Here is a 17,399-nt window from a genome sequence, read left to right as displayed (position 1 = left end):
CTGTACCAATGGGACACCATGACCGCAGCTTTGGCCGCGGAAACGCCCTGGTGGACACCCGGCGAAGGCCACGGTTATGCGGCCATCACCTACGGCTGGCTGGTTGGCGAGTTATTGCGCCGGGTTGAAGGCAAAGGGCCAGGCGAGTCGATCGTCGCCCGTATCGCCAAGCCCCTGGGCCTGGATTTTCACGTGGGCTTGGCCGATGAGGAGTTCTACCGCGTTGCGGAGATTTCCCGCGCTAAAGGCAACTTCGGCGATGCCTCGGCCCAGCGCCTGCTGAAAACCATGATGAGCGAGCCGGCGTCCATGACCACCCGTGCATTTGCCAACCCGCCGTCAATCATGACCAGCACCAATAAGCCCGAATGGCGTCGTATGCAGCAGCCTGCGGCCAACGGCCATGGCACTGCGCGCAGCCTGGCGGGTTTCTATAGCGGCCTATTGGATGGCAGCTTGCTGGAAAGCGAACTGCTGGCCGAACTGACCCGTGAACATAGCGTGGGTGAGGATAAAACCCTGCTCACGCAAACCCGTTTTGGCCTGGGCTGTATGCTCGACCAGCCAGACGTGCCCAACGCTACCTATGGCTTGGGGCCAGGTGCCTTTGGTCATCCCGGCGCGGGCGGTTCTATCGGTTTCGCCGATCCTGCGTGTAAGGTTGCTTTTGGCTTTGTTACCAACACCTTGGGCCCGTACGTATTGATGGACCCACGGGCGCAGAAGTTGGCCCGCACGCTTGGTCAATGCCTGTAGTTTTTCAGTCGCTGTATTGGGGAGTGAGCCTTGGGGGTTCACCAGCTGATTTACCTCTTGCGCGTCACCGTCGCCATGGCTGCCCCTAGAGCAGCCAGCTACGCGAGCCAGCCCTCGCTACAGCGCCTTCCAAAGTAGAAGGCGTGAGCGCACTGGCTCATGAGTACTTATTTTTTGTGTTTTGAGGTTCCAATGTTTCCTATCAAGTCTGCTGCTGCTCTTGCTGTGTGTGCTGTTCTCGCCGGTTGTGCCTCTTCCCCGGAAAAACCTGAAACCCTCGCCGACAAAGTCGCCGTCGCCAGCGCTGCCAAGGCAGAGTCCGGCCGTCATTGGTGGTGGCCGTTTGGCGACGACAAAGCCGCTGCTCCTGCCGCCGCGCCCACGCCGGACCCAAAAATTGCCCAGGCCTGGATGGACCAATACGAACCGAAACTGCGTACCGCGTTGGACGGCAGTAAATTCCAGTTGGAACGTCGCGACAACCTGCTAGTGGTCTCGGCCCCGGTGGACTCCACGTTTAACCCGGATCGCCCAAGCATGCTGATGCCGGTCACCCTGGGCCCGATCACCCGCGTTGCCAAGTTGGTGGAAAGTGACAAGCAAGTGGCCGTGGTAATTCTTGGCCATGCCGACCCATCGGGCGAAGAAACCCGCAACCGCGAACTGAGCCTGGAACGTGCCCGCGCCGTGACCGCGATTTTCCGTTTGAGTGGCCTGAAAAATGATCGCTTGATGGTGCGTGGTTTTGGTTCGGTACTGCCGCGTGCGGCCAACGACAGCCCGGAAGGCCGTGCACTGAACCGCCGTGTGGAAATCATGCTGACCCCACAGGACACCATGGTCGCGCTGTTGGCCAAATACGCCCAACCCGCGCCAGTTCCGGCAGCCCAAGCCTTGGTGCGTAACGACCCCATTCCAGCGGTGAAGGCCAGCAAACCCGCCGCGAAAACCGCCGCCAAGCCAGGCGCTAAAACGGCGGCTAAACCGGCTGCGAAAAAAACCGCGGCCAAACCGGCCGTTGCGGCGAAGAAACCTGCGAGCAAACCGGCGCCGGTCAAGGTGGCGCAGACTAAACCCGTGCAGGCTGCCAGCGCGGACAAACCGGCTGAGGCAAAAAACTAAGCGTGTCCGCACCCGTTAATTTTTCAGGAGCTGCGTGATGACTGCCAACCTGGCCGATATGCGCCGTGATTACACCCGCGACGGGCTCACCGAGGCGCAAGCCCCGGCAGAGCCCCTGGCGCTGTTCAAACACTGGTTTGACGACGCCCGTAGCACCGAGCAAGCGCCGGTCGAAGCCAATGCCATGACCCTGGCCACGGTGGATGCCGACGGCCGCCCGCACTGCCGCGTGCTGCTGCTCAAGTCGCTGGACGAGCAAGGCTTCACCTTTTTCACCAACTACGACAGCGCCAAGGGCGAGCAGCTGGCGGCGCGTCCGTTTGCCGCCATGACCTTTTTCTGGCCCACCCTGGAGCGCCAAGTGCGTATCGAAGGGCGGGTCGAGAAAGTCAGTGGCGAAGAGTCTGACGCCTATTTCCAGGTGCGCCCGTTAGGCAGTCGCTTGGGTGCGTGGGCATCGCCGCAGAGTCATGTGATCGCTGACCGTAGTGAGTTGGAGGCACTGTTGGCAGATACCGAGAGACGCTTCCTTGATTCGGCGCCCACCTGCCCACCGCATTGGGGCGGCTACCGTCTGTTACCCGAGCGCATTGAGTTTTGGCAGGGGCGTTCGAGCCGCTTGCATGACCGTTTGAACTATCGTCTAGAGAATGGCAACTGGTCGCGCGAGCGTCTCGCTCCCTAAAGCGGTCGAAGAAGGTCAGGTGCCGCGCAACTGCCAATTTTATTCTTGCGTGGCGCAGTGACAGCCCCCAAGCGGCGCTGTCTAATAGCCAGACATCCCCCGGAGGTACCGTTATGCGTAAGTCTGTTTTGTTGGTCGCGTCGTTCACTATGGCGGCACTGGCATTGACCGGTTGCCAGTCCAGCTTGACCGGCGACTCTTACTCGCGCGACGAAGCGCGCACTGTGCAAACCGTCCGTATGGGCACCATTGAATCGTTGCGTCCGGTGAAAATCGAAGGCACCAAAACCCCAATCGGCGCTGGCGCAGGTGCAGTGGTTGGCGGCGTAGCGGGTAGCACTGTTGGTGGCGGGCGCGGTAGCGTTGTTGCGGCGGTAATCGGCGCAGTGGCCGGTGGCTTGTTGGGGTCGTTGACCGAAGAAGGTCTGACCCGTGCGCAAGGCGTGGAAATCACCGTGCGTGAAGACGACGGCAGCATGCGCGCCTATGTGCAGGAAGTGCAGGAAAACGAAATTTTCCGTGTGGGTGAGCGGGTTCGCATCATGTCGGTTAACGGCACCAGCCGCGTAGCGCATTGATACACCGCGTGTGACTAAGAAGCCGACCTCAGGGTCGGCTTTTTTGTGCGCAGAGAAAGTCGATCAAACACTTTTGCGCGCTCTGTTTTGAGCGACCTCGCTGCTACCAGAAAGCGTGCTTAAACCTCTTGTCGGTCGCCGCTACAAAGCATTGACCATCCCTCGCCTGATTAGGTTTACTGTATGTCTATACAGTAATCTTCCTACAGAGCTGCAGTATGCATCCCACTCCTCAAACCCTTGCTGACAGTAGTCCGGTAGGCAATGTCGTCTCGTTGGCCACCTTGCTGGAGCGCCGCCGCGTCTGGAAGGGCGGAGCTATGCCGCAGCAGGTTGGGCATATCGCCACTGGCCATGCGACGTTGGACGCCTTACTGCCAACCGGCGGTTGGCCGGAAGGGGCGTTGAGTGAAATTCTGCTGTCCGCGCCAGGAGTAGGCGAGTTGCAATTGCTCTGGCCTACGTTGGCGCGCCTTACTCATGCGGGCGAACGGGTGGTGTTGGTGGCGCCGCCGGGGCTTGTTTATCCGCGCGCGTGGCTGGCAGCGGGTGTCGATTTGCGTCTGTTGAGCATCATCCAGGCCACAGGGCGCGAGGCGCTGTGGGCAACGGAACAATGCTTGCGTTCGGGCAGTTGCGGGGCGGTGTTGAGTTGGCCGCAGCAGGCGGATGACCGCGCCCTGCGGCGTTTGCAGGTGGCGGCCGAAACCGGACAAACCCTGGCCTTTGCCTATCGCCCAATCGCCGAAGCGGTAAACCCATCGCCCGCTGCGCTGCGTATTGCTATCGACGCCCAGCCCGCCCAGGTGCGCGTGCTCAAATGCCGTGGCGGTTTGGCGCCCGCTGCGCCTATGCCGTTGGCGTTGTGAGGCGGCGATGCGTTGGGTGTGCATTGTGTTGCCGCAGTTGGCCTTGGATGCGGTTCTGCGTGCCAGCGACATCCCCCAAGCGCCGCTGGCGCTGGTGAGCGGCACGCCACAGCGGCGGGTATTGCAGGCGGTAAATGACGCTGCTCGCGAGCTGGGTTTAAAACCTGGGCAAAGCCTGACCACCGCCCTGGCCCTGAGCCGCGATTTCACCCAGGTGGAATACGACCATGGTGCCATCGCCCGTTTGCAGCAGTTTCTCGCGGCCTGGGCCTATTCCTTTAGCTCGCAAGTCAGCCTGCGTTACCCGCGCGCGTTGCTGTTGGAGATCGAGTCCAGCCTGGCCTTATTTGGCCCTTGGCCGCGCTTTGAGGCGCGCTTGAGGGCGGAATTGACCGCCCTGGGTTTTCGTCATCGCCTGGTGGCCGCGCCCAATCCGGTGGCGGCGCGTATGTTGGCCAATGCCTACGATGGCCTGGCGGTGGCCGATAACGCGGCGCTGCAGCAGGTGCTGAGCGCTATGCCGTTGAGCCGCCTGGGCCTGGACAGCAAAACCGCCAGCGCCCTGACGCGTATGGGCTTGCGCACATTGCAGCAGGTGCTGGCGCTGCCCCGGCATACCTTGGCCAAACGCTTTGACGCCGGCCTGCTGCTGCATCTGGATAGCTTGCTGGGTCAGCGGGCAGTGGCGTTGGATTGCTACCAGCCGCCTGAACATTTCGAGTTACGTATCGAGCTGAATTTCGACGTGGAGTCGCACCAGGCGCTGCTGTTTCCGCTGCGCCGGTTGACCAGCGATTTGGCCGCGTTTCTCGCCGGCCGCGACAGCGGGGTGCTGGGCTTTGTCTTGTACCTGGAGCATGTCGACGGCGGCGTCCATACCCAGGTGGATGTTGGCCTGCTCAGCGCTGAGCGCGAGGCGACCCTGCTGTTCGAACTGGCCCGTGGTCGTCTGGAGCGGGTGCAAGTGAGTTCGCCGGTACGCGCGGTGCGCTTGCTGGCCAAAGACCTGCCGGCCTTTGTGCCCGAACACCGCGAGCTGTTTGAACAACGCCCGCAGCAGTCGGTGCCTTGGCTGCAATTGCGTGAACGCTTGCGCGCACGCCTGGGCGACGAAGCGGTACAAGGCATTCAGGCCCACGCCGACCACCGCCCCGAGTGCGCCTGGCAGCCACATGCCAGCAGCAAGCCGGCGCTGCCTGGCGTCAACGCGCCCCGTCCCGGTTGGTTATTGCCCGAGCCCCAAGTGCTGCGTGAGCGCGCGCCGCAGATTCTCGCCGGCCCCGAGCGTATCGAATCCGGTTGGTGGGACGGCGGTGATGTGCGCCGCGACTATTACCTGCTGCTGACCCGCAGCGGCCAGCGGGTGTGGGCCTATCGCAGCGTCAGCAGCACGGATGAGCCAGGGCCACTGATGCTGCAAGGCTGGTTCTCATGAGCGCCGCCTATGCCGAGCTGCATTGCCTGAGCAACTTCAGTTTTCAGCGCGGCGCCTCCAGCGCCACTGAGCTGTTTGAACGGGCTAAACGCCACGGTTACCAGGCGTTGGCGATTACCGATGAATGCACCTTGGCTGGCATTGTGCGCGCCTGGCAGGCGGCGCTGAACGCTGATTTGCCGCTGATTATCGGCAGCGAAATCCACTTGGAAGATGGCCCCACGCTGGTGCTGCTGGTGGAAAACCTCAGCGGCTACCAGCACCTGTGTCGGTTGATCACCCAGGGTCGCCGACGCAGTGAAAAAGGCTACTACCGCCTGCTGCGCGAAGACTTCGATACACCGCTTGATGGTCTCTGTGCGCTGTGGCTGGCAGATCTGCAGAGTGATGTGGAGGAACAGGGCGCCTGGCTGCGCACGCGGTTTCCCCAGGCGCTGTGGTTAGCCGTGGAATTGCACCATGGCCCCGACGATGACCGGCGTCTGCAACAGTTGCTGGCCTTGGCCGAGCGCCAGGGCATTGCCGCCGTGGCCAGTGGCGATGTGCATATGCACGCCCGCGGTCGCCGCGCTTTGCAAGACACCATGACCGCTATCCGCCATCACTGCACGGTGGCGGAGGCGGGCTATCGCTTGTTTGCCAATGGCGAGCGGCACCTGCGGCCGTTGCACACCTTGGCCGAGCTCTATCCCCCGGCGTTGCTGGCGGAAACCTTGACCATCGCTGCGCGCTGCACCTTTAACCTGAAAGAGGAGCTGGACTACCAATACCCCCATGAGTTGGTGCCAATCGGGCATACAGCGTCCTCATGGCTAAGGCAGTTGGCCGAAGAGGGCATGCACAAGCGCTGGCCTCAAGGGGTATCGGAAAAAGTCCAAGGGCAGATTGCTCGGGAGCTGGCGATCATTTCCGAGCTGCAATACGAGAGCTATTTTCTGACCGTGTATGACATCGTCGAATTTGCCCGAAAGCAGAAAATTCTCTGCCAGGGGCGGGGTTCTGCGGCCAACTCGGCGATATGTTTTGTGCTGGGCATTACCGAACTCGACCCCGCACGCCCCGGCACCCCGTTGTTGTTTGAGCGCTTTCTTTCCAAAGAGCGCAAAGAGCCGCCGGATATCGACGTCGATTTCGAGCACGACCGCCGCGAAGAAGTGCTGCAGTACATCTTCCATCGCTACGGCCGCAGCCGCGCCGCGCTGACCGCTGTGGTCAGCACCTACCACAGTGCTGGGGCGATCCGCGACGTCGGCCGCGCCCTTGGCCTGCCGTCCGATCAGATCAACGCGTTGGCCGACTGCTGCGGGCGCTGGAGCAAAGACGGTCCGCAGCTGGATGACATCCGCGAAGCCGGTTTTGACCCAACCTTGCCCGAATTACGTCGGGTACTCACCCTGGCAGGCGAGTTGATTGGTTTTCCCCGCCATCTGTCCCAGCACCCCGGCGGTTTTGTGATTTCCGAGCAGCCGCTGCACACCCTGGTGCCGGTGGAAAATGCCGCCATGGCCGAGCGCACCATTATTCAGTGGGACAAGGATGACCTTGACCTGATGGACCTGCTCAAGGTGGATATCCTCGCCTTGGGCATGCTTAGCGCCATTCGCCGCACCTTTGATTTGATTCTCTACCACCGGCGCCGGGAATGGAGCTTGGCCACTATCCCCGCTGAAGACCCGGCCACCTACGCCATGATCAGCCGCGCCGACACCATTGGCGTGTTCCAGATTGAATCGCGGGCGCAAATGGCCATGCTGCCGCGCCTGCGGCCGAAGACGTTTTACGATTTGGTGATTCAAGTGGCCATCGTCCGCCCGGGGCCGATCCAGGGCGATATGGTTCATCCCTACTTGCGCCGGCGAAACAAAGAGGAGGAGGTGAGCTATCCCTCGGAGGCCTTGAAAGCAGTGTTCGAGCGCACCCTTGGCGTGCCGCTGTTTCAGGAACAGGTGATGGAGCTGGCGGTGGTAGCGGCTGGTTATACCCCCGGTGAGTCCGACCAATTACGTCGCTCCATGGCCGCCTGGAAGCGCCACGGCGGCTTGGAACACCATCGCCAGCGCTTGACCGACGGCATGCTCGAACGGGGCTATACCGCCGAATTTGCCGCGCGGATTTTCGAGCAGATCAAAGGCTTTGGCAGCTACGGCTTTCCCGAATCCCACGCCGCCAGTTTTGCCTTGCTCACCTACGCCAGTTGCTGGTTGAAATGCCATGAACCGGCCGCCTTTACCTGCGCCTTGATCAACAGCTGGCCCATGGGCTTTTACAGCCCCGACCAACTGCTGCAGGACGCCCGTCGGCATAAAATCGAAACCCGTGCCGTGGATGTGCAGGCCAGCGACTGGGACTGCACCCTGGAGTTTGCCGCTGGTGACCCACAGTGCCATGGCGACCCAGCGATTCGTTTAGGGCTGCGCATGCTCAAAGGTTTTCGCCAGGAGGATGCCCAACGCATTGCGGCAGCCCGCCCGTTTACGGGGGTGACCGACCTTATCCAACGCGCGCGCCTGGACAACCGCGCCCGCGAATTGCTCGCCGACGCCGGCGCCCTTAGTAGCTTGGCCGGGCATCGGCATAACGCGCGCTGGGCGGTAGCTGGCGTGCAGGAGCAGGCGCCGTTGTTTGTCGATTTGCCGCCCACCGAAGAGTGCGTGGCACTGCCGGCGCCAAGCGTGGGCGAAAACGTCTGGGTGGATTACGCCACCCTTGGCACCACCCTTGGCCCGCACCCACTAAGCCTGCTGCGCGCCGAACTGCGTAAGCGTCGCTGCCGCAGCTCGCTGGAACTAACACTTGCAGAAGACGGCAGCCCCGTACGCATCGCCGGCCTGGTCAGAGGCCGCCAGCGCCCACAGACCGCCAGCGGGGTGATTTTTGTCACCCTCGAAGACGAATTCGGCATGGTCAATGTGGTGGTGTGGAATGAGCTGGCAGAGCGGCAACGGCGGGTATTGGTGGGCGCCAGCCTGCTGCAAGTGGAAGGCAAACTGGAAGCCAAAGACGGTGTGCAGCATTTGATTGCCAAACGCTTGCACGACCTAACGCCGTTGCTCAGTGGCTTGGACGTGAGTAGCCGTGACTTCAAGTAGGGTGCGCTGCGCGCACCATTGCGATCGCCCATAAATCGCTAGGTGCGCACAGCACACCCTACGGGCACGTCGCGGCCTTTGATCTCGTAGGATGCGCAGCGCGCACCATTGCGATCACTCATAAATCGCTAGGTGCGCACAACACACCCTACGTCAGCCACATTTCCATACACCCGTTGTCTTCGGGTTACTCGGCTAAATCCTCACGCAAATTCGCCACTTCCCCGGCCGTTACTGCCGGGGCGGCATTACCCCAGGTGTTGCGCACATAGGTGAGCACGTCGGCAATATTGTCGTCGCTTAAGTTCCAGGCGAACGACGGCATGGCCGGCGCGGTTGGCGCTGCTTGCGTACCACCGGCACGGCTACCGGCCAACACCACGCGAATCAGCGAGGTTGGGTCGCTGCTGTTTACCAGCGGTGCAGCAGCCAGTTTCGGGAAGAGGGTGGTCACCCCTTCGCCGTTGCCGACGTGGCAGGCGGAACAGCGGTCGGCGTAGATCGCTTTACCGGCGACCATCGCTGCGTTATCCGCTGCTATCGGTTGCGGTGCCGGCTCGGCGGCTTTGCCGTCTTTGAGGTAAACCGCCACGGCCAGCAGGTCTTCGTCTTTCCAGTGTTGGGTGGAGTTTTCCACCGCTTCGGCCATCGGCCCGGAGGCAATGTCGAAGCGGTTGGCGCCGGTTTTCAGGTACTGCACGATGTCCTCGTTACTCCACTGACCAATGCCGCTGTGGGCGTTGGCGGTGATGTCCGGGGCGATCCAGCCTTGCAGGTTGGCACCGGCGAGGAAGTTGTCGTTCTTGTCGCCGCCAATCAGGTTTTTCGGCGTGTGGCAGGTGCCGCAGTGGCCAAGGCCTTCGACCAGATACGCGCCACGGTTCCATTGCGCCGATTTGTCCGCGCTGGGCACGAATTCGCCTTGGGTAAAGTTCAGCATGTTCCAGCCCATCAGGCTCAGGCGCACGTTGAAGGGGAAGGGCAGTTGGTTGCTTTCCACCGGGTTGTTTACCGGCTCCAGGGTTTGCAGGTAGGCCCAGATTGCCTGGTTATCTTCCTTCAATACCTTGGTGTACGCGGTAAACGGCATGGCGCCGTACAGGCGTTTGCCACCCTTGCTGTGGCCTTCGGACATGACTTTTTGGAAGTCATCGAAGTTCCACTTGCCCAGGCCCGTGTCCGGGTCGGGGGTGATATTGGCGCCGACCAGTTTGCCGAACGGCGTTTCAATCGCCACGCCACCGGAGAACGCCGGCTTGCCGGGCACGGTATGGCAGGCGGTGCAGTCGCCGAGCACCGTCAGGTAGCGACCTTTTTCCACCATGTTGTAAGAGTCGGAGCCGGCGTCAGCGTGCACGCTTTGCATGGCCAGGCCGAGCAGGGTGGCAGCACTTAGGGAAAGAAGAGTCTTCATACGCTGATCATCTCCCCTGGGCGTTGCAGATAAAGCCGTTTGATTGCATCTGCCGCCTTGAACGCCAAGGCGCCCACGGTGCCGGTCGGGTTGTAGCCGGGGTTTTGCGGAAAAGCGGAAGAGCCGACCACAAACAGATTGGGCACACCCCAGACTTGCAAGTGCTTGTTCACCGAACTGTTCTTTGGATCGGCACCCATGATAAAGCCGCCAACAATGTGCGAAGACTGGTACGAGGTGTTGGCCCACGGGCCTTTGCGCGGGGCGGGGACCATCTCGCGAGGGTTCATGGTCTTGGCGATTTCCACCACTTTGTTGGTGACGTACTGCGCCATTTTCAGGTCGTTCTCGGGGAAGTCGAAGGTAATGCGCAGCAGCGGCCGCCCGTGCGGGTCTTTGTAGTTGGGGTCCAGCGACAGGTAGTTGTTGCGCGTGGAGTAGCTGCTGGCTTCGCAACCGATAGACATGGTGCTGAGGTAGTTATCAACCGTGGCTTTTTTCCACTTCGAGCCCCAGGCGGGGGTGCCTGGTGGCGTGGAGCGCGAGTCGATAGGCGCTGCGCCAATCGGCGTTACCCGTGTGCTGCCGCCGCCGACAAAGCCTAAACCTGAGTGGTCGAAGTTGTCGTTGTTGAACTCGTCGATGCCCATGCCGATGGCACCGCCACCAATAAACGGGTTGAAGTTTTTGTCGTTGAAAAACATCTTCACGCTGTTGGCGGTCTGGTAGGCGTAGTTGCGCCCGGTGGTGCCGGTGTTGGTGATCGGGTTGTACGGCTCGCCCACGCCGGAGAGCAGCATCAAGCGCACGTTTTCAAAAATAAACGCCGCCACTACCACGATCTCGGCCGGCTGTTCCCATTCCTGGCCGCTGGAGTCGACATAAATAATGCCGGTGGCGCGGGTGCCGGTGCTGTCCATGGTGACTTTGAGCACTTCGGAATTGGTTTTCGCGGTGAAGTTAGGCTGGCGAATCAGCGCCGGCAGCACGTTCACAATGGCGCTGGCCTTGGAGTAGTTGGCGCAGCCGTAGTTGGTGCAGAAGCCGCAGAAGGTGCACGGCCCCATGGTCACACCGTACTGGTTGGTGTAGGGCTGCGAAGCCAGTGCAGAAGGCACCGGGAACGGTTTGTAGCCAAGGTTTTTCGCCGCTTCGGCAAACAGCGTCGGCGCGTAGGTTTGCTTGGTCGGCGGGTTGGGGAATTCCTTGGAGCGTGCGCCTTCGAAGGGGTTACCGCCTTCAACGATGGTGCCGTTGAGGTTGCCGGCCTTACCGGAAACACCCGCCAGACGCTCAAAGGCGTCGTAGTGCGGCTCCATTTCTTCCCAGGTGGTGCCCCAGTCTTGCAGGGTCAGCTCGGCGGGCAGTTCTTTGCCGTAGCGTTCGGTCAGGTAGCTGTGCAGGCGGAACTCGGTGGGCTGGAAACGGAAGGTAATACCGGCCCAGTGGTTACCGGCGCCGCCCGTGCCGTTGCCGGGGTGAAACGAGCCCCAGGTGCGCATCGGTAGGGCGGTTTCCGACTCTTTGTTACGCATGGTGCACGTGTTCTGCTTGGTACGCAGCATCAGTTCCTGGCGACGGTTGTAGCGCAACTCGTCGGTAGCGGAAGCCAGGTTGAAGTCTTTGGCGGTGTCGCGCCATGGGCCGCGTTCGAAGCCGATCACGTTGAGGCCGGTGTCAGCCAGTTCTTTGGCGATGATCGAGCCCGCCCAACCCAGGCCAACGACTACAACGTCGGTGGAAGGTAATTTTTTAGCCATGTGTGTTTAACCCTTCTTGGTCCAGGCGGAGCTGCCGATGATGGAAATCGGCGTCAGGTCCAGCTTCTGGTTATGCAGCCCGATGTAGTCGCGGTAGTCGTAGCGGGCGCCGGGAAAACCGATCATTTTCCACGAGACCATGTCGCGGTTGCCGCCGTAGATGGGGTCGGCAAAGAAGCCTTCCATGGTGTTGTCCAGTACTTGCTGGAAGAACGCTTTGGCCTCGATGCCTTCAAGGCTGATGGCGCCTTTTTCCAGATCGGTCAGCACTTGGTCGCGCTCGGCGGGGGCCAGGGCGCTGAAGTTTTTCTGGAATTTGCCTTGGCAGTACTTGCTCAAGGCAGCCAGGCCGATGCGGTAGCGCTCGCGCGGCACCAGCGGCGATTGGTCGGCCTGCGCCGGGGTGCCGGGGGTAAACGGGCCTTCCATATACAGGCGGCCGAAGTCGCCGTAGTCGCTAACCAGTTGGCGGTCGATAAACACCGCGCAACCGGCGTCTTTGCCACTGACGCTTAGCTCGTCTGCCGGAATCAGCTGTTCGACGATGGCTTCTACTTCAAGCGCTTCTTCGGCGGTAAAAAACTGCCAGCCTTTGCTCTCGTAGTGCAGGGGACCGTTGTGGTCGAAGGGCAGCCATTTGGGCGTACCGACTACGGTGGCCGCTGAGGCGCTGGCGGCGGCGCCAGCGGCCAGGGTGGTGGCGGAGGTTTTTAACAGCTGCCGCCGGGTGAGGCCTTTGGATTGCTCAGTCATGCAGGGCTCCTGACGCCAGGCATGCCTTTCGCTGCGGCTAAGAGCGCGGCGAAACGGGCACGGCGGGCGTATTCAGATCACGGTTGTTTTAGCGGGCCTGGCCTGCGGCCAAACGAGCTGAGCGGGTTGCGAGAGGTGGCCGTTTGGGGCCCCAGGGCGGATTAACGGCAAGGCGTTATCCGCGTTCGTCTAGTCCACGCGCCTTTTTAGAGTAGGGCGTGTGACAAAATGTTGCAGGTTTTACACGGGTAAATATCTATTGCGAAATCCGTAACAATCCCGTGCTAGAGCGCGCGCCGGCTTTACCCGAATATCGAGGTCAGCAGTCCGGCATAGAACAACTGCACCGTACCGCCGTAGATGGAGCTGGGGAGCAAGTCGGCGGTGAAGTGGTTGAAGTTCTGATTGGGCATGCCTATGACGGGGCTGTGTTTTTTATTGTTGAGCAGCAGAAAGGTCGATTTGTGGGTGAAGTCGATCACCACGCACTTGCCCGTCCAGCCGGTATGGGCCACGGCTTTGCCTGCCTCTGGCAGCAATTGGCCATAAATCAGCGTGGTAGCGCTGGTGGGTATTTGGAAACCCAAGGCATAACTGCCGTCTTTGCTGAGGGTTTGCGTGAATAGCGCGACGGTTTGTGCCGAGCACAGGCGATAGCTGCCTAAGGTTCCGCCGTTGAGCAGCAGTTGGCTCAGTAGGGTTAAATCCGCGGCGGTGGAAAACAGCCCCGCGTGCCCAGAGATCTGCCCCATCGAGTAATACGCCAGCTCGTCTTGCACCTCGCCTTGAATCGTTGTGGTGCGGATGTTGGGGAACCACACACGCCCATCACGGGTGTTGCCGCACCGCTCGGTGGCTTCGAAGCGATCCTTGGCAATTCCACGTTGCAGCAACCGGTAGCCGGTGTGTTTCAAGCCCAGCGGATCGTAGATGAACGTCTGAACGTAACGGTCCTGACGTAGCCCGCTGACTTTTTCCAGAATAAGCCCCAGCAGGGCGAAATTGATGTCGCTGTAAACCGTGACCGTATCGGGTGTGCTTCGCAGCGGCAGGAGTGGTAACAGGCTGCAGGTTTTCGCGCGGTCCTGAGAATAGAAGCTGGAGGGCACTTGCGTGGGGTCGTAGAAGTGGTACGACGATGGCAGCCCGGAGCGATGTTGCATCAGCAACCGTAAGGTGACCTTGGCTTTATCCCCGCCGCTGAAGGTGGGCAGGTATTTACTCACAGGGTCGTCGATATTGACCTGTTGAGCGTCCACCAGGCGCATAAAGGCCAGGGTGGTCGAGAATATTTTGGTGAGTGAGGCAAGGTCGAAGAGGGTGTCCTCGCGCATCGGTTGCGGCACTGGCATCAACGCGGTCTGGTTGTACAGGCGTTGGTAGCCGTGGGCCTCCAATAGCACCTGTTGACCCTCTAACTGAATGGCGATCACCGCACCCGGCAGGCCGCTGGCCACGGAAAAACTGACTTCATTGCGGATTTTTTCCAACCAGTCCTGCGGGTAAGTGCTGAAGCCTTTGTAGCCTGTGTTATTCGGGTTGCTGGAAATACCCCAAGCGGACATGGCCTGAGTGCCTGCGGCGGCGCCCGCTGCCAGGGCAACGGCAGAGGCTTTGAGCAACTGGCGGCGGTTGAGGTTTTTTTCGTGCTCGGTCATGGCCTGTCCCTCGCTCAATACATGGCTCTAGCAACGACGATGGCGGCGCATCAGCGTTGTTACTGTGAGCCAGTCAACCATGGCGGGCGCGTCAGACTAAGGCGACGTTTCTGTGTAAGCGCGGGCGTATTCCCAGGGTTTTGTCTGTAAGGAAGAGGCTGTAGGGCGGTGTGTCTTCTCTGCGCTGACGAACGTCAGCGGGTATCGCTGGGGATTTGTCACCCATTTCGGGCACAATAGCCGCCATTCCGATCAATAAAGCGCTAAAGAGGATCGACCGTGTATAACGTCGTCATCAGCGGTACCGGCCTGTATACCCCGGCAAACAGCATTTCCAACGAAGAGCTGGTGGAGTCCTTTAATACCTACGTGCGGCAATTCAACGCCGACAATGCGGCCGCCATCGAGAGCGGTGAAGTTGAAGCCCTGAGCGAATCCAGCAGCGCCTTTATCGAAAAAGCCTCCGGCATTAAAAGCCGCTTTGTGATGAACAAAGAAGGCATCCTCGACCCACAACGCATGACGCCGCGCCTGCCAGAGCGCTCCAATGAAGAGTGGGGCATTCTCTGCCAGATGGGCGTGGCGGCTGCCGAACAGGCCCTGCAACGTGCTGGTAAAACTGCCGCCGATGTTGATGGCGTGATTGTCGCCTGCTCCAACCTCGAACGTGCCTACCCAGCGGTTGCCATCGAAGTGCAAGCCGCACTGGGTATCACCGGTTTCGCCTATGACATGAACGTCGCCTGTTCCTCGGCCACGTTCGGCATTCAGGCCGCCACGCAGAACATCCAGCTCGGCCAAGCCCGCGCGATTCTGGTGGTAAGCCCGGAAATCTGTACCGGCCACCTGAACTTCCGCGACCGCTAAAGGAACTTTATTTTCTGTGACGCCGCTACCGCTGTGCTGGTTGAGCGTGCCGATCTGGCCACCTCCCAGTACCAGTTCGATATCGTCGGCACCAAGCTGCTGACCTCGTTCTCCAATAACATCCGCAACAACTTTGGCTTCCTCAACCGCGCGGCGGAAGAGGGCGTTGGTGCCCGTGACAAGCTGTTTGTGCAGGAAGGCCGCAAGGTATTCCGCGACGTCTGCCCAATGGTCGCCGAGCTGGTGGGCGAGCACCTGGCTGCCAACGACATTCAGGTGTCTGATGTGAAGCGCTTCTGGCTGCACCAGGCCAACCTAAGCATGAACCTGCTGATCACCAAAAAGCTGCTGGGCCGCGATGCACTGCCGGACGAAGCGCCGGTGATCCTCGACACCTACGCCAACACCAGTTCGGCTGGTTCGGTAATCGCCTTCCACAAAAACCAGGACGACCTGCCAAGCGGCGCGCTGGGTGTACTCAGCTCGTTTGGTGCCGGTTACTCCATCGGTAGCGTGATTCTGCGCAAGCATTAATCCATGAGTGCACCGCTCGACGCCGAGCTGCTGCCGCGCCTGTTGGCCGGCGAGCAGCAGGCCTATCGCGAGCTGGTCGCCACCTACCAAGGGGCGATGCGCGCGGTGGCCTACGCCATTGTTGGCAGCCGCAATGCCGATGAAGTGGTACAGGACGCCTGGCTGGCGGTGGTACGCAACCTGGCTGGGTTCCAAGGCCGTTCAAGCCTGAAGACCTGGCTGCTGACCATCACCGCCAACACCGCCAAAAGCCGCCTTAAACAAAACCGCCGCGAAGTGCTGCTGGACGATATTCCCTCGCCCCACGGCAGCATCGGTGATGACCGTTTTGCCGAAGATGGCCACTGGCTGCTGGCACCCCACGCCTGGCACCAGGACTCGCCCGACGCCTTGCTGACTGAGGAAGAATTACGCGAGTGTTTGGAAAAAACCTTGGCCAGTTTGTCCGAATTGCAAGGCAGCGTACTGAACCTGCGCGAACGGCAGGGCTTGGAATTGGAGGAGATTTGTAATCTTCTGGATATTTCTCTCTCTAACGTCAGAGTTTTACTACACCGCGCACGGCTAAAGGTGTTCGCTACCCTGGAGCATTTTGAGAGGACGGGACATTGCTGAGTTGTAAGGAATTGGTCGCCAATTCAAGTGATTTTCTCGACGGGCAATTACGCTTGCGGCAACGCATTGCCGTGCGCATGCACTTGGCCAGTTGCCGCAATTGCCGGCGCTTTATCCGGCAGATGCGTATGACACAGGTGGTGTTACGTAAGCTTCCTGATGCGCCTATTCCTGAGCTGGACAGCTTAGCCAAGCGCCTGGCCGACGTTCAGCAGGGTCGTTAAACCGTAGAGTGCGCTGTGTGCACCCTGCGAAGTCGCCTCAGACGGTGGCGAAGCGCTCTTCCAAATACTTCATGATCAACTTGGATTCGTACATCCAGGTGGTCTTGCCGTTCTCGTCTATTCGCAGGCAAGGCACTTTGATCGCGCCACCCTCGGCCAGCAGCGTTTGCCGATGCTGTTCGTCGTTCTTGGCATCGCGCAGGGCAATCGGCAGGTTCAGGCGGTGCATGGTGCGGCGGGTGCGCACGCAGAACGGGCAAGCGTGGAATTGGTACAAGGCCATGCCGGAGGTGGCTTGAGCCACTTGAGCCTGGGCCTCAGGCGTGCGCTTTTGTTTGCGCGGACGGGTGATGAAGTCGATAAACACGATGAGCTGGCCCAAGCCAACCCGCAACGCTTTGATAAGCACTGGAACACCCTCTGCGGCGGAAAATTCGAGGGCGGCAGCTTACCTGAATGCGGGCGCCCAAGCTCTGGCCTGGGCGCATTTGCCGCAACCGCCGGTCAGGCGTGGGCGTGCCCAAATATGCGTTTGAATGAACGGGAAAACCAGCCGGTGTTGTGGGTGTCGTCCACCAGGTGCTTGATATTGTTTTTCACCGTTTGCGCATAGGCCTTGTCGTCATTACGGATGTGGTTGAACAGCCAGCGCGACAGCAGGTTGATCAGTTCCTGAGTCACGTCTTCGCCGGCCTGGAAGCGCATGTTGAACTCGCTGACGCGCGCGGTGAAGATTTCATGCACGCGCTTGTGCGGACGGGTAAAGGCGTAGCCGGCTTCTTCCAGCAACGCTTCCTCAAAGGCGAAGTGGGAGAGGGTGTAGTCCACCAATTCGCCGAGCACTTCACCCAGTTCTTCGCGGCTATGGTCGTTTTCGTTGGCGTGGATTAACAGATTGATCATGGCGACGATGCGCTTGTGTTGGTCGTCGATGATTTGAATGCCGGTATCGAGGTCGTCTTGCCAGACTAGGTAGGCCATGAGGGTGCGTCCTTAGCGTGTTGCTCGACTGCATGCGAGCGGATGGGCCAAGGCTAGTG

Annotated in this window: 15 protein-coding genes and 1 pseudogene; 10 read left to right on the top strand and 6 right to left on the bottom strand. The window is 60.5% G+C overall.

The genetic code is table 11. The annotated features are described in order from the left end of the window. The 7 genes from AAAB16_RS26180 to AAAB16_RS26150 form a co-directional block, all read left to right on the top strand. A partial coding sequence (locus tag AAAB16_RS26180) for a serine hydrolase domain-containing protein (protein ID WP_340666001.1) occupies positions 1 to 756 on the top strand: 756 nt, incomplete at its 5' end. 192 nt (positions 757 to 948) lie between these two features. Beyond that, entirely contained in the window at positions 949 to 1,878 is a 930-nt protein-coding gene (locus tag AAAB16_RS26175; RefSeq protein ID WP_340666000.1) for an OmpA family protein, read from the top strand. Positions 1,879 to 1,915: 37 nt separating this feature from the next. Next, positions 1,916 to 2,563, top strand: a complete 648-nt coding sequence (gene pdxH / locus AAAB16_RS26170; RefSeq protein ID WP_340665999.1) for a pyridoxamine 5'-phosphate oxidase — start codon at positions 1,916 to 1,918, stop codon at positions 2,561 to 2,563. Between the two features lie 113 nt (positions 2,564 to 2,676). After that, positions 2,677 to 3,141: a glycine zipper 2TM domain-containing protein gene (locus AAAB16_RS26165; protein WP_340665998.1), complete on the top strand. Its 465-nt coding sequence runs from the start codon at positions 2,677 to 2,679 to the stop codon at positions 3,139 to 3,141. 218 nt (positions 3,142 to 3,359) lie between these two features. Continuing rightward, positions 3,360 to 4,010 carry a translesion DNA synthesis-associated protein ImuA gene (imuA, locus tag AAAB16_RS26160; RefSeq protein ID WP_340665997.1) on the top strand — a complete coding sequence of 217 codons (651 nt, stop codon included), beginning with the start codon at positions 3,360 to 3,362 and terminating at the stop codon, positions 4,008 to 4,010. A 7-nt stretch (positions 4,011 to 4,017) separates the two neighbouring features. Then, the gene (locus tag AAAB16_RS26155; RefSeq protein ID WP_340665996.1) at positions 4,018 to 5,445 is read left to right on the top strand and encodes a DNA polymerase Y family protein; all 1,428 of its coding nucleotides are present in this window, start codon (positions 4,018 to 4,020) and stop codon (positions 5,443 to 5,445) included. Next, the gene (locus AAAB16_RS26150; protein ID WP_340665995.1) at positions 5,442 to 8,534 is read left to right on the top strand and encodes an error-prone DNA polymerase; all 3,093 of its coding nucleotides are present in this window, start codon (positions 5,442 to 5,444) and stop codon (positions 8,532 to 8,534) included. Before AAAB16_RS26155 ends, AAAB16_RS26150 begins: the two co-directional genes overlap by 4 nt. A 187-nt stretch (positions 8,535 to 8,721) precedes the next feature. Here the strand turns inward: AAAB16_RS26150 and AAAB16_RS26145 are convergent, their stop codons facing one another. The 4 genes from AAAB16_RS26145 to AAAB16_RS26130 all read right to left on the bottom strand — a co-directional run bounded on the left by AAAB16_RS26145 (position 8,722) and on the right by AAAB16_RS26130 (position 14,119). Beyond that, positions 8,722 to 9,948 carry a cytochrome c gene (locus AAAB16_RS26145; RefSeq protein WP_340665994.1) on the bottom strand — a complete coding sequence of 409 codons (1,227 nt, stop codon included), beginning with the start codon at positions 9,946 to 9,948 and terminating at the stop codon, positions 8,722 to 8,724. Next, the gene (locus tag AAAB16_RS26140) at positions 9,945 to 11,708 is read right to left on the bottom strand and encodes a GMC family oxidoreductase (protein ID WP_340665993.1); all 1,764 of its coding nucleotides are present in this window, start codon (positions 11,706 to 11,708) and stop codon (positions 9,945 to 9,947) included. Before AAAB16_RS26140 ends, AAAB16_RS26145 begins: the two co-directional genes overlap by 4 nt. A gap of 6 nt (positions 11,709 to 11,714) precedes the next feature. Beyond that, a complete protein-coding gene (locus tag AAAB16_RS26135) occupies positions 11,715 to 12,461 on the bottom strand; it encodes a gluconate 2-dehydrogenase subunit 3 family protein (protein ID WP_340665992.1) in 747 nt (248 codons plus the stop codon). A gap of 302 nt (positions 12,462 to 12,763) precedes the next feature. Then, the gene (locus tag AAAB16_RS26130; RefSeq protein WP_340665991.1) at positions 12,764 to 14,119 is read right to left on the bottom strand and encodes a serine hydrolase; all 1,356 of its coding nucleotides are present in this window, start codon (positions 14,117 to 14,119) and stop codon (positions 12,764 to 12,766) included. Positions 14,120 to 14,398: 279 nt separating this feature from the next. Here AAAB16_RS26130 and AAAB16_RS26125 point away from each other — a divergent pair. The 3 genes and pseudogenes from AAAB16_RS26125 (at position 14,399) to AAAB16_RS26115 (ending at position 16,359) form a co-directional block, all read left to right on the top strand. Further along, positions 14,399 to 15,520: pseudogene (locus tag AAAB16_RS26125) on the top strand (beta-ketoacyl-ACP synthase III). Between the two features lie 3 nt (positions 15,521 to 15,523). Beyond that, positions 15,524 to 16,135 (top strand): RNA polymerase sigma factor, encoded by a 612-nt coding sequence (locus AAAB16_RS26120; protein ID WP_340665990.1) that lies wholly within the window; start codon positions 15,524 to 15,526, stop codon positions 16,133 to 16,135. Further along, positions 16,129 to 16,359, top strand: a complete 231-nt coding sequence (locus AAAB16_RS26115) for a zf-HC2 domain-containing protein (protein WP_340665989.1) — start codon at positions 16,129 to 16,131, stop codon at positions 16,357 to 16,359. The genes AAAB16_RS26120 and AAAB16_RS26115 overlap by 7 nt, the downstream gene beginning before the upstream one ends. Positions 16,360 to 16,396: 37 nt before the next feature. Here the strand turns inward: AAAB16_RS26115 and AAAB16_RS26110 are convergent, their stop codons facing one another. Together AAAB16_RS26110 and AAAB16_RS26105 are read right to left on the bottom strand one after the other, a co-directional pair. Next, positions 16,397 to 16,768, bottom strand: coding sequence for a glutathione S-transferase N-terminal domain-containing protein (locus AAAB16_RS26110; protein WP_340665988.1), 372 nt, complete (start codon positions 16,766 to 16,768; stop codon positions 16,397 to 16,399). 95 nt (positions 16,769 to 16,863) lie between these two features. Next, entirely contained in the window at positions 16,864 to 17,340 is a 477-nt protein-coding gene (locus AAAB16_RS26105) for a bacteriohemerythrin (protein WP_340665987.1), read from the bottom strand. Positions 17,341 to 17,399: the final 59 nt, after the last annotated feature.

It is taken from the genome of Pseudomonas sp. (assembly GCF_037994325.1).
Taxonomy (GTDB): Bacteria; Pseudomonadota; Gammaproteobacteria; order Pseudomonadales; family Pseudomonadaceae; genus Aquipseudomonas.
The sequence above is the reverse complement of the archived record's forward strand: the minus strand, read 5'-3'. Positions and strand labels throughout refer to the sequence as shown.

Coding starts and splice junctions, on each gene's coding strand:
- AAAB16_RS26140 (WP_340665993.1), bottom strand. CDS start 11,708: ATGGCTAAAAAATTACCTTCCACCGACGTTGTAGTCGTTGGCCTGGGT.
- AAAB16_RS26105 (WP_340665987.1), bottom strand. CDS start 17,340: ATGGCCTACCTAGTCTGGCAAGACGACCTCGATACCGGCATTCAAATC.
- AAAB16_RS26145 (WP_340665994.1), bottom strand. CDS start 9,948: ATGAAGACTCTTCTTTCCCTAAGTGCTGCCACCCTGCTCGGCCTGGCC.
- AAAB16_RS26175 (WP_340666000.1), top strand. CDS start 949: ATGTTTCCTATCAAGTCTGCTGCTGCTCTTGCTGTGTGTGCTGTTCTC.
- AAAB16_RS26130 (WP_340665991.1), bottom strand. CDS start 14,119: ATGACCGAGCACGAAAAAAACCTCAACCGCCGCCAGTTGCTCAAAGCC.
- AAAB16_RS26155 (WP_340665996.1), top strand. CDS start 4,018: ATGCGTTGGGTGTGCATTGTGTTGCCGCAGTTGGCCTTGGATGCGGTT.
- imuA (WP_340665997.1), top strand. CDS start 3,360: ATGCATCCCACTCCTCAAACCCTTGCTGACAGTAGTCCGGTAGGCAAT.
- AAAB16_RS26120 (WP_340665990.1), top strand. CDS start 15,524: ATGAGTGCACCGCTCGACGCCGAGCTGCTGCCGCGCCTGTTGGCCGGC.
- AAAB16_RS26150 (WP_340665995.1), top strand. CDS start 5,442: ATGAGCGCCGCCTATGCCGAGCTGCATTGCCTGAGCAACTTCAGTTTT.
- AAAB16_RS26135 (WP_340665992.1), bottom strand. CDS start 12,461: ATGACTGAGCAATCCAAAGGCCTCACCCGGCGGCAGCTGTTAAAAACC.
- AAAB16_RS26165 (WP_340665998.1), top strand. CDS start 2,677: ATGCGTAAGTCTGTTTTGTTGGTCGCGTCGTTCACTATGGCGGCACTG.
- pdxH (WP_340665999.1), top strand. CDS start 1,916: ATGACTGCCAACCTGGCCGATATGCGCCGTGATTACACCCGCGACGGG.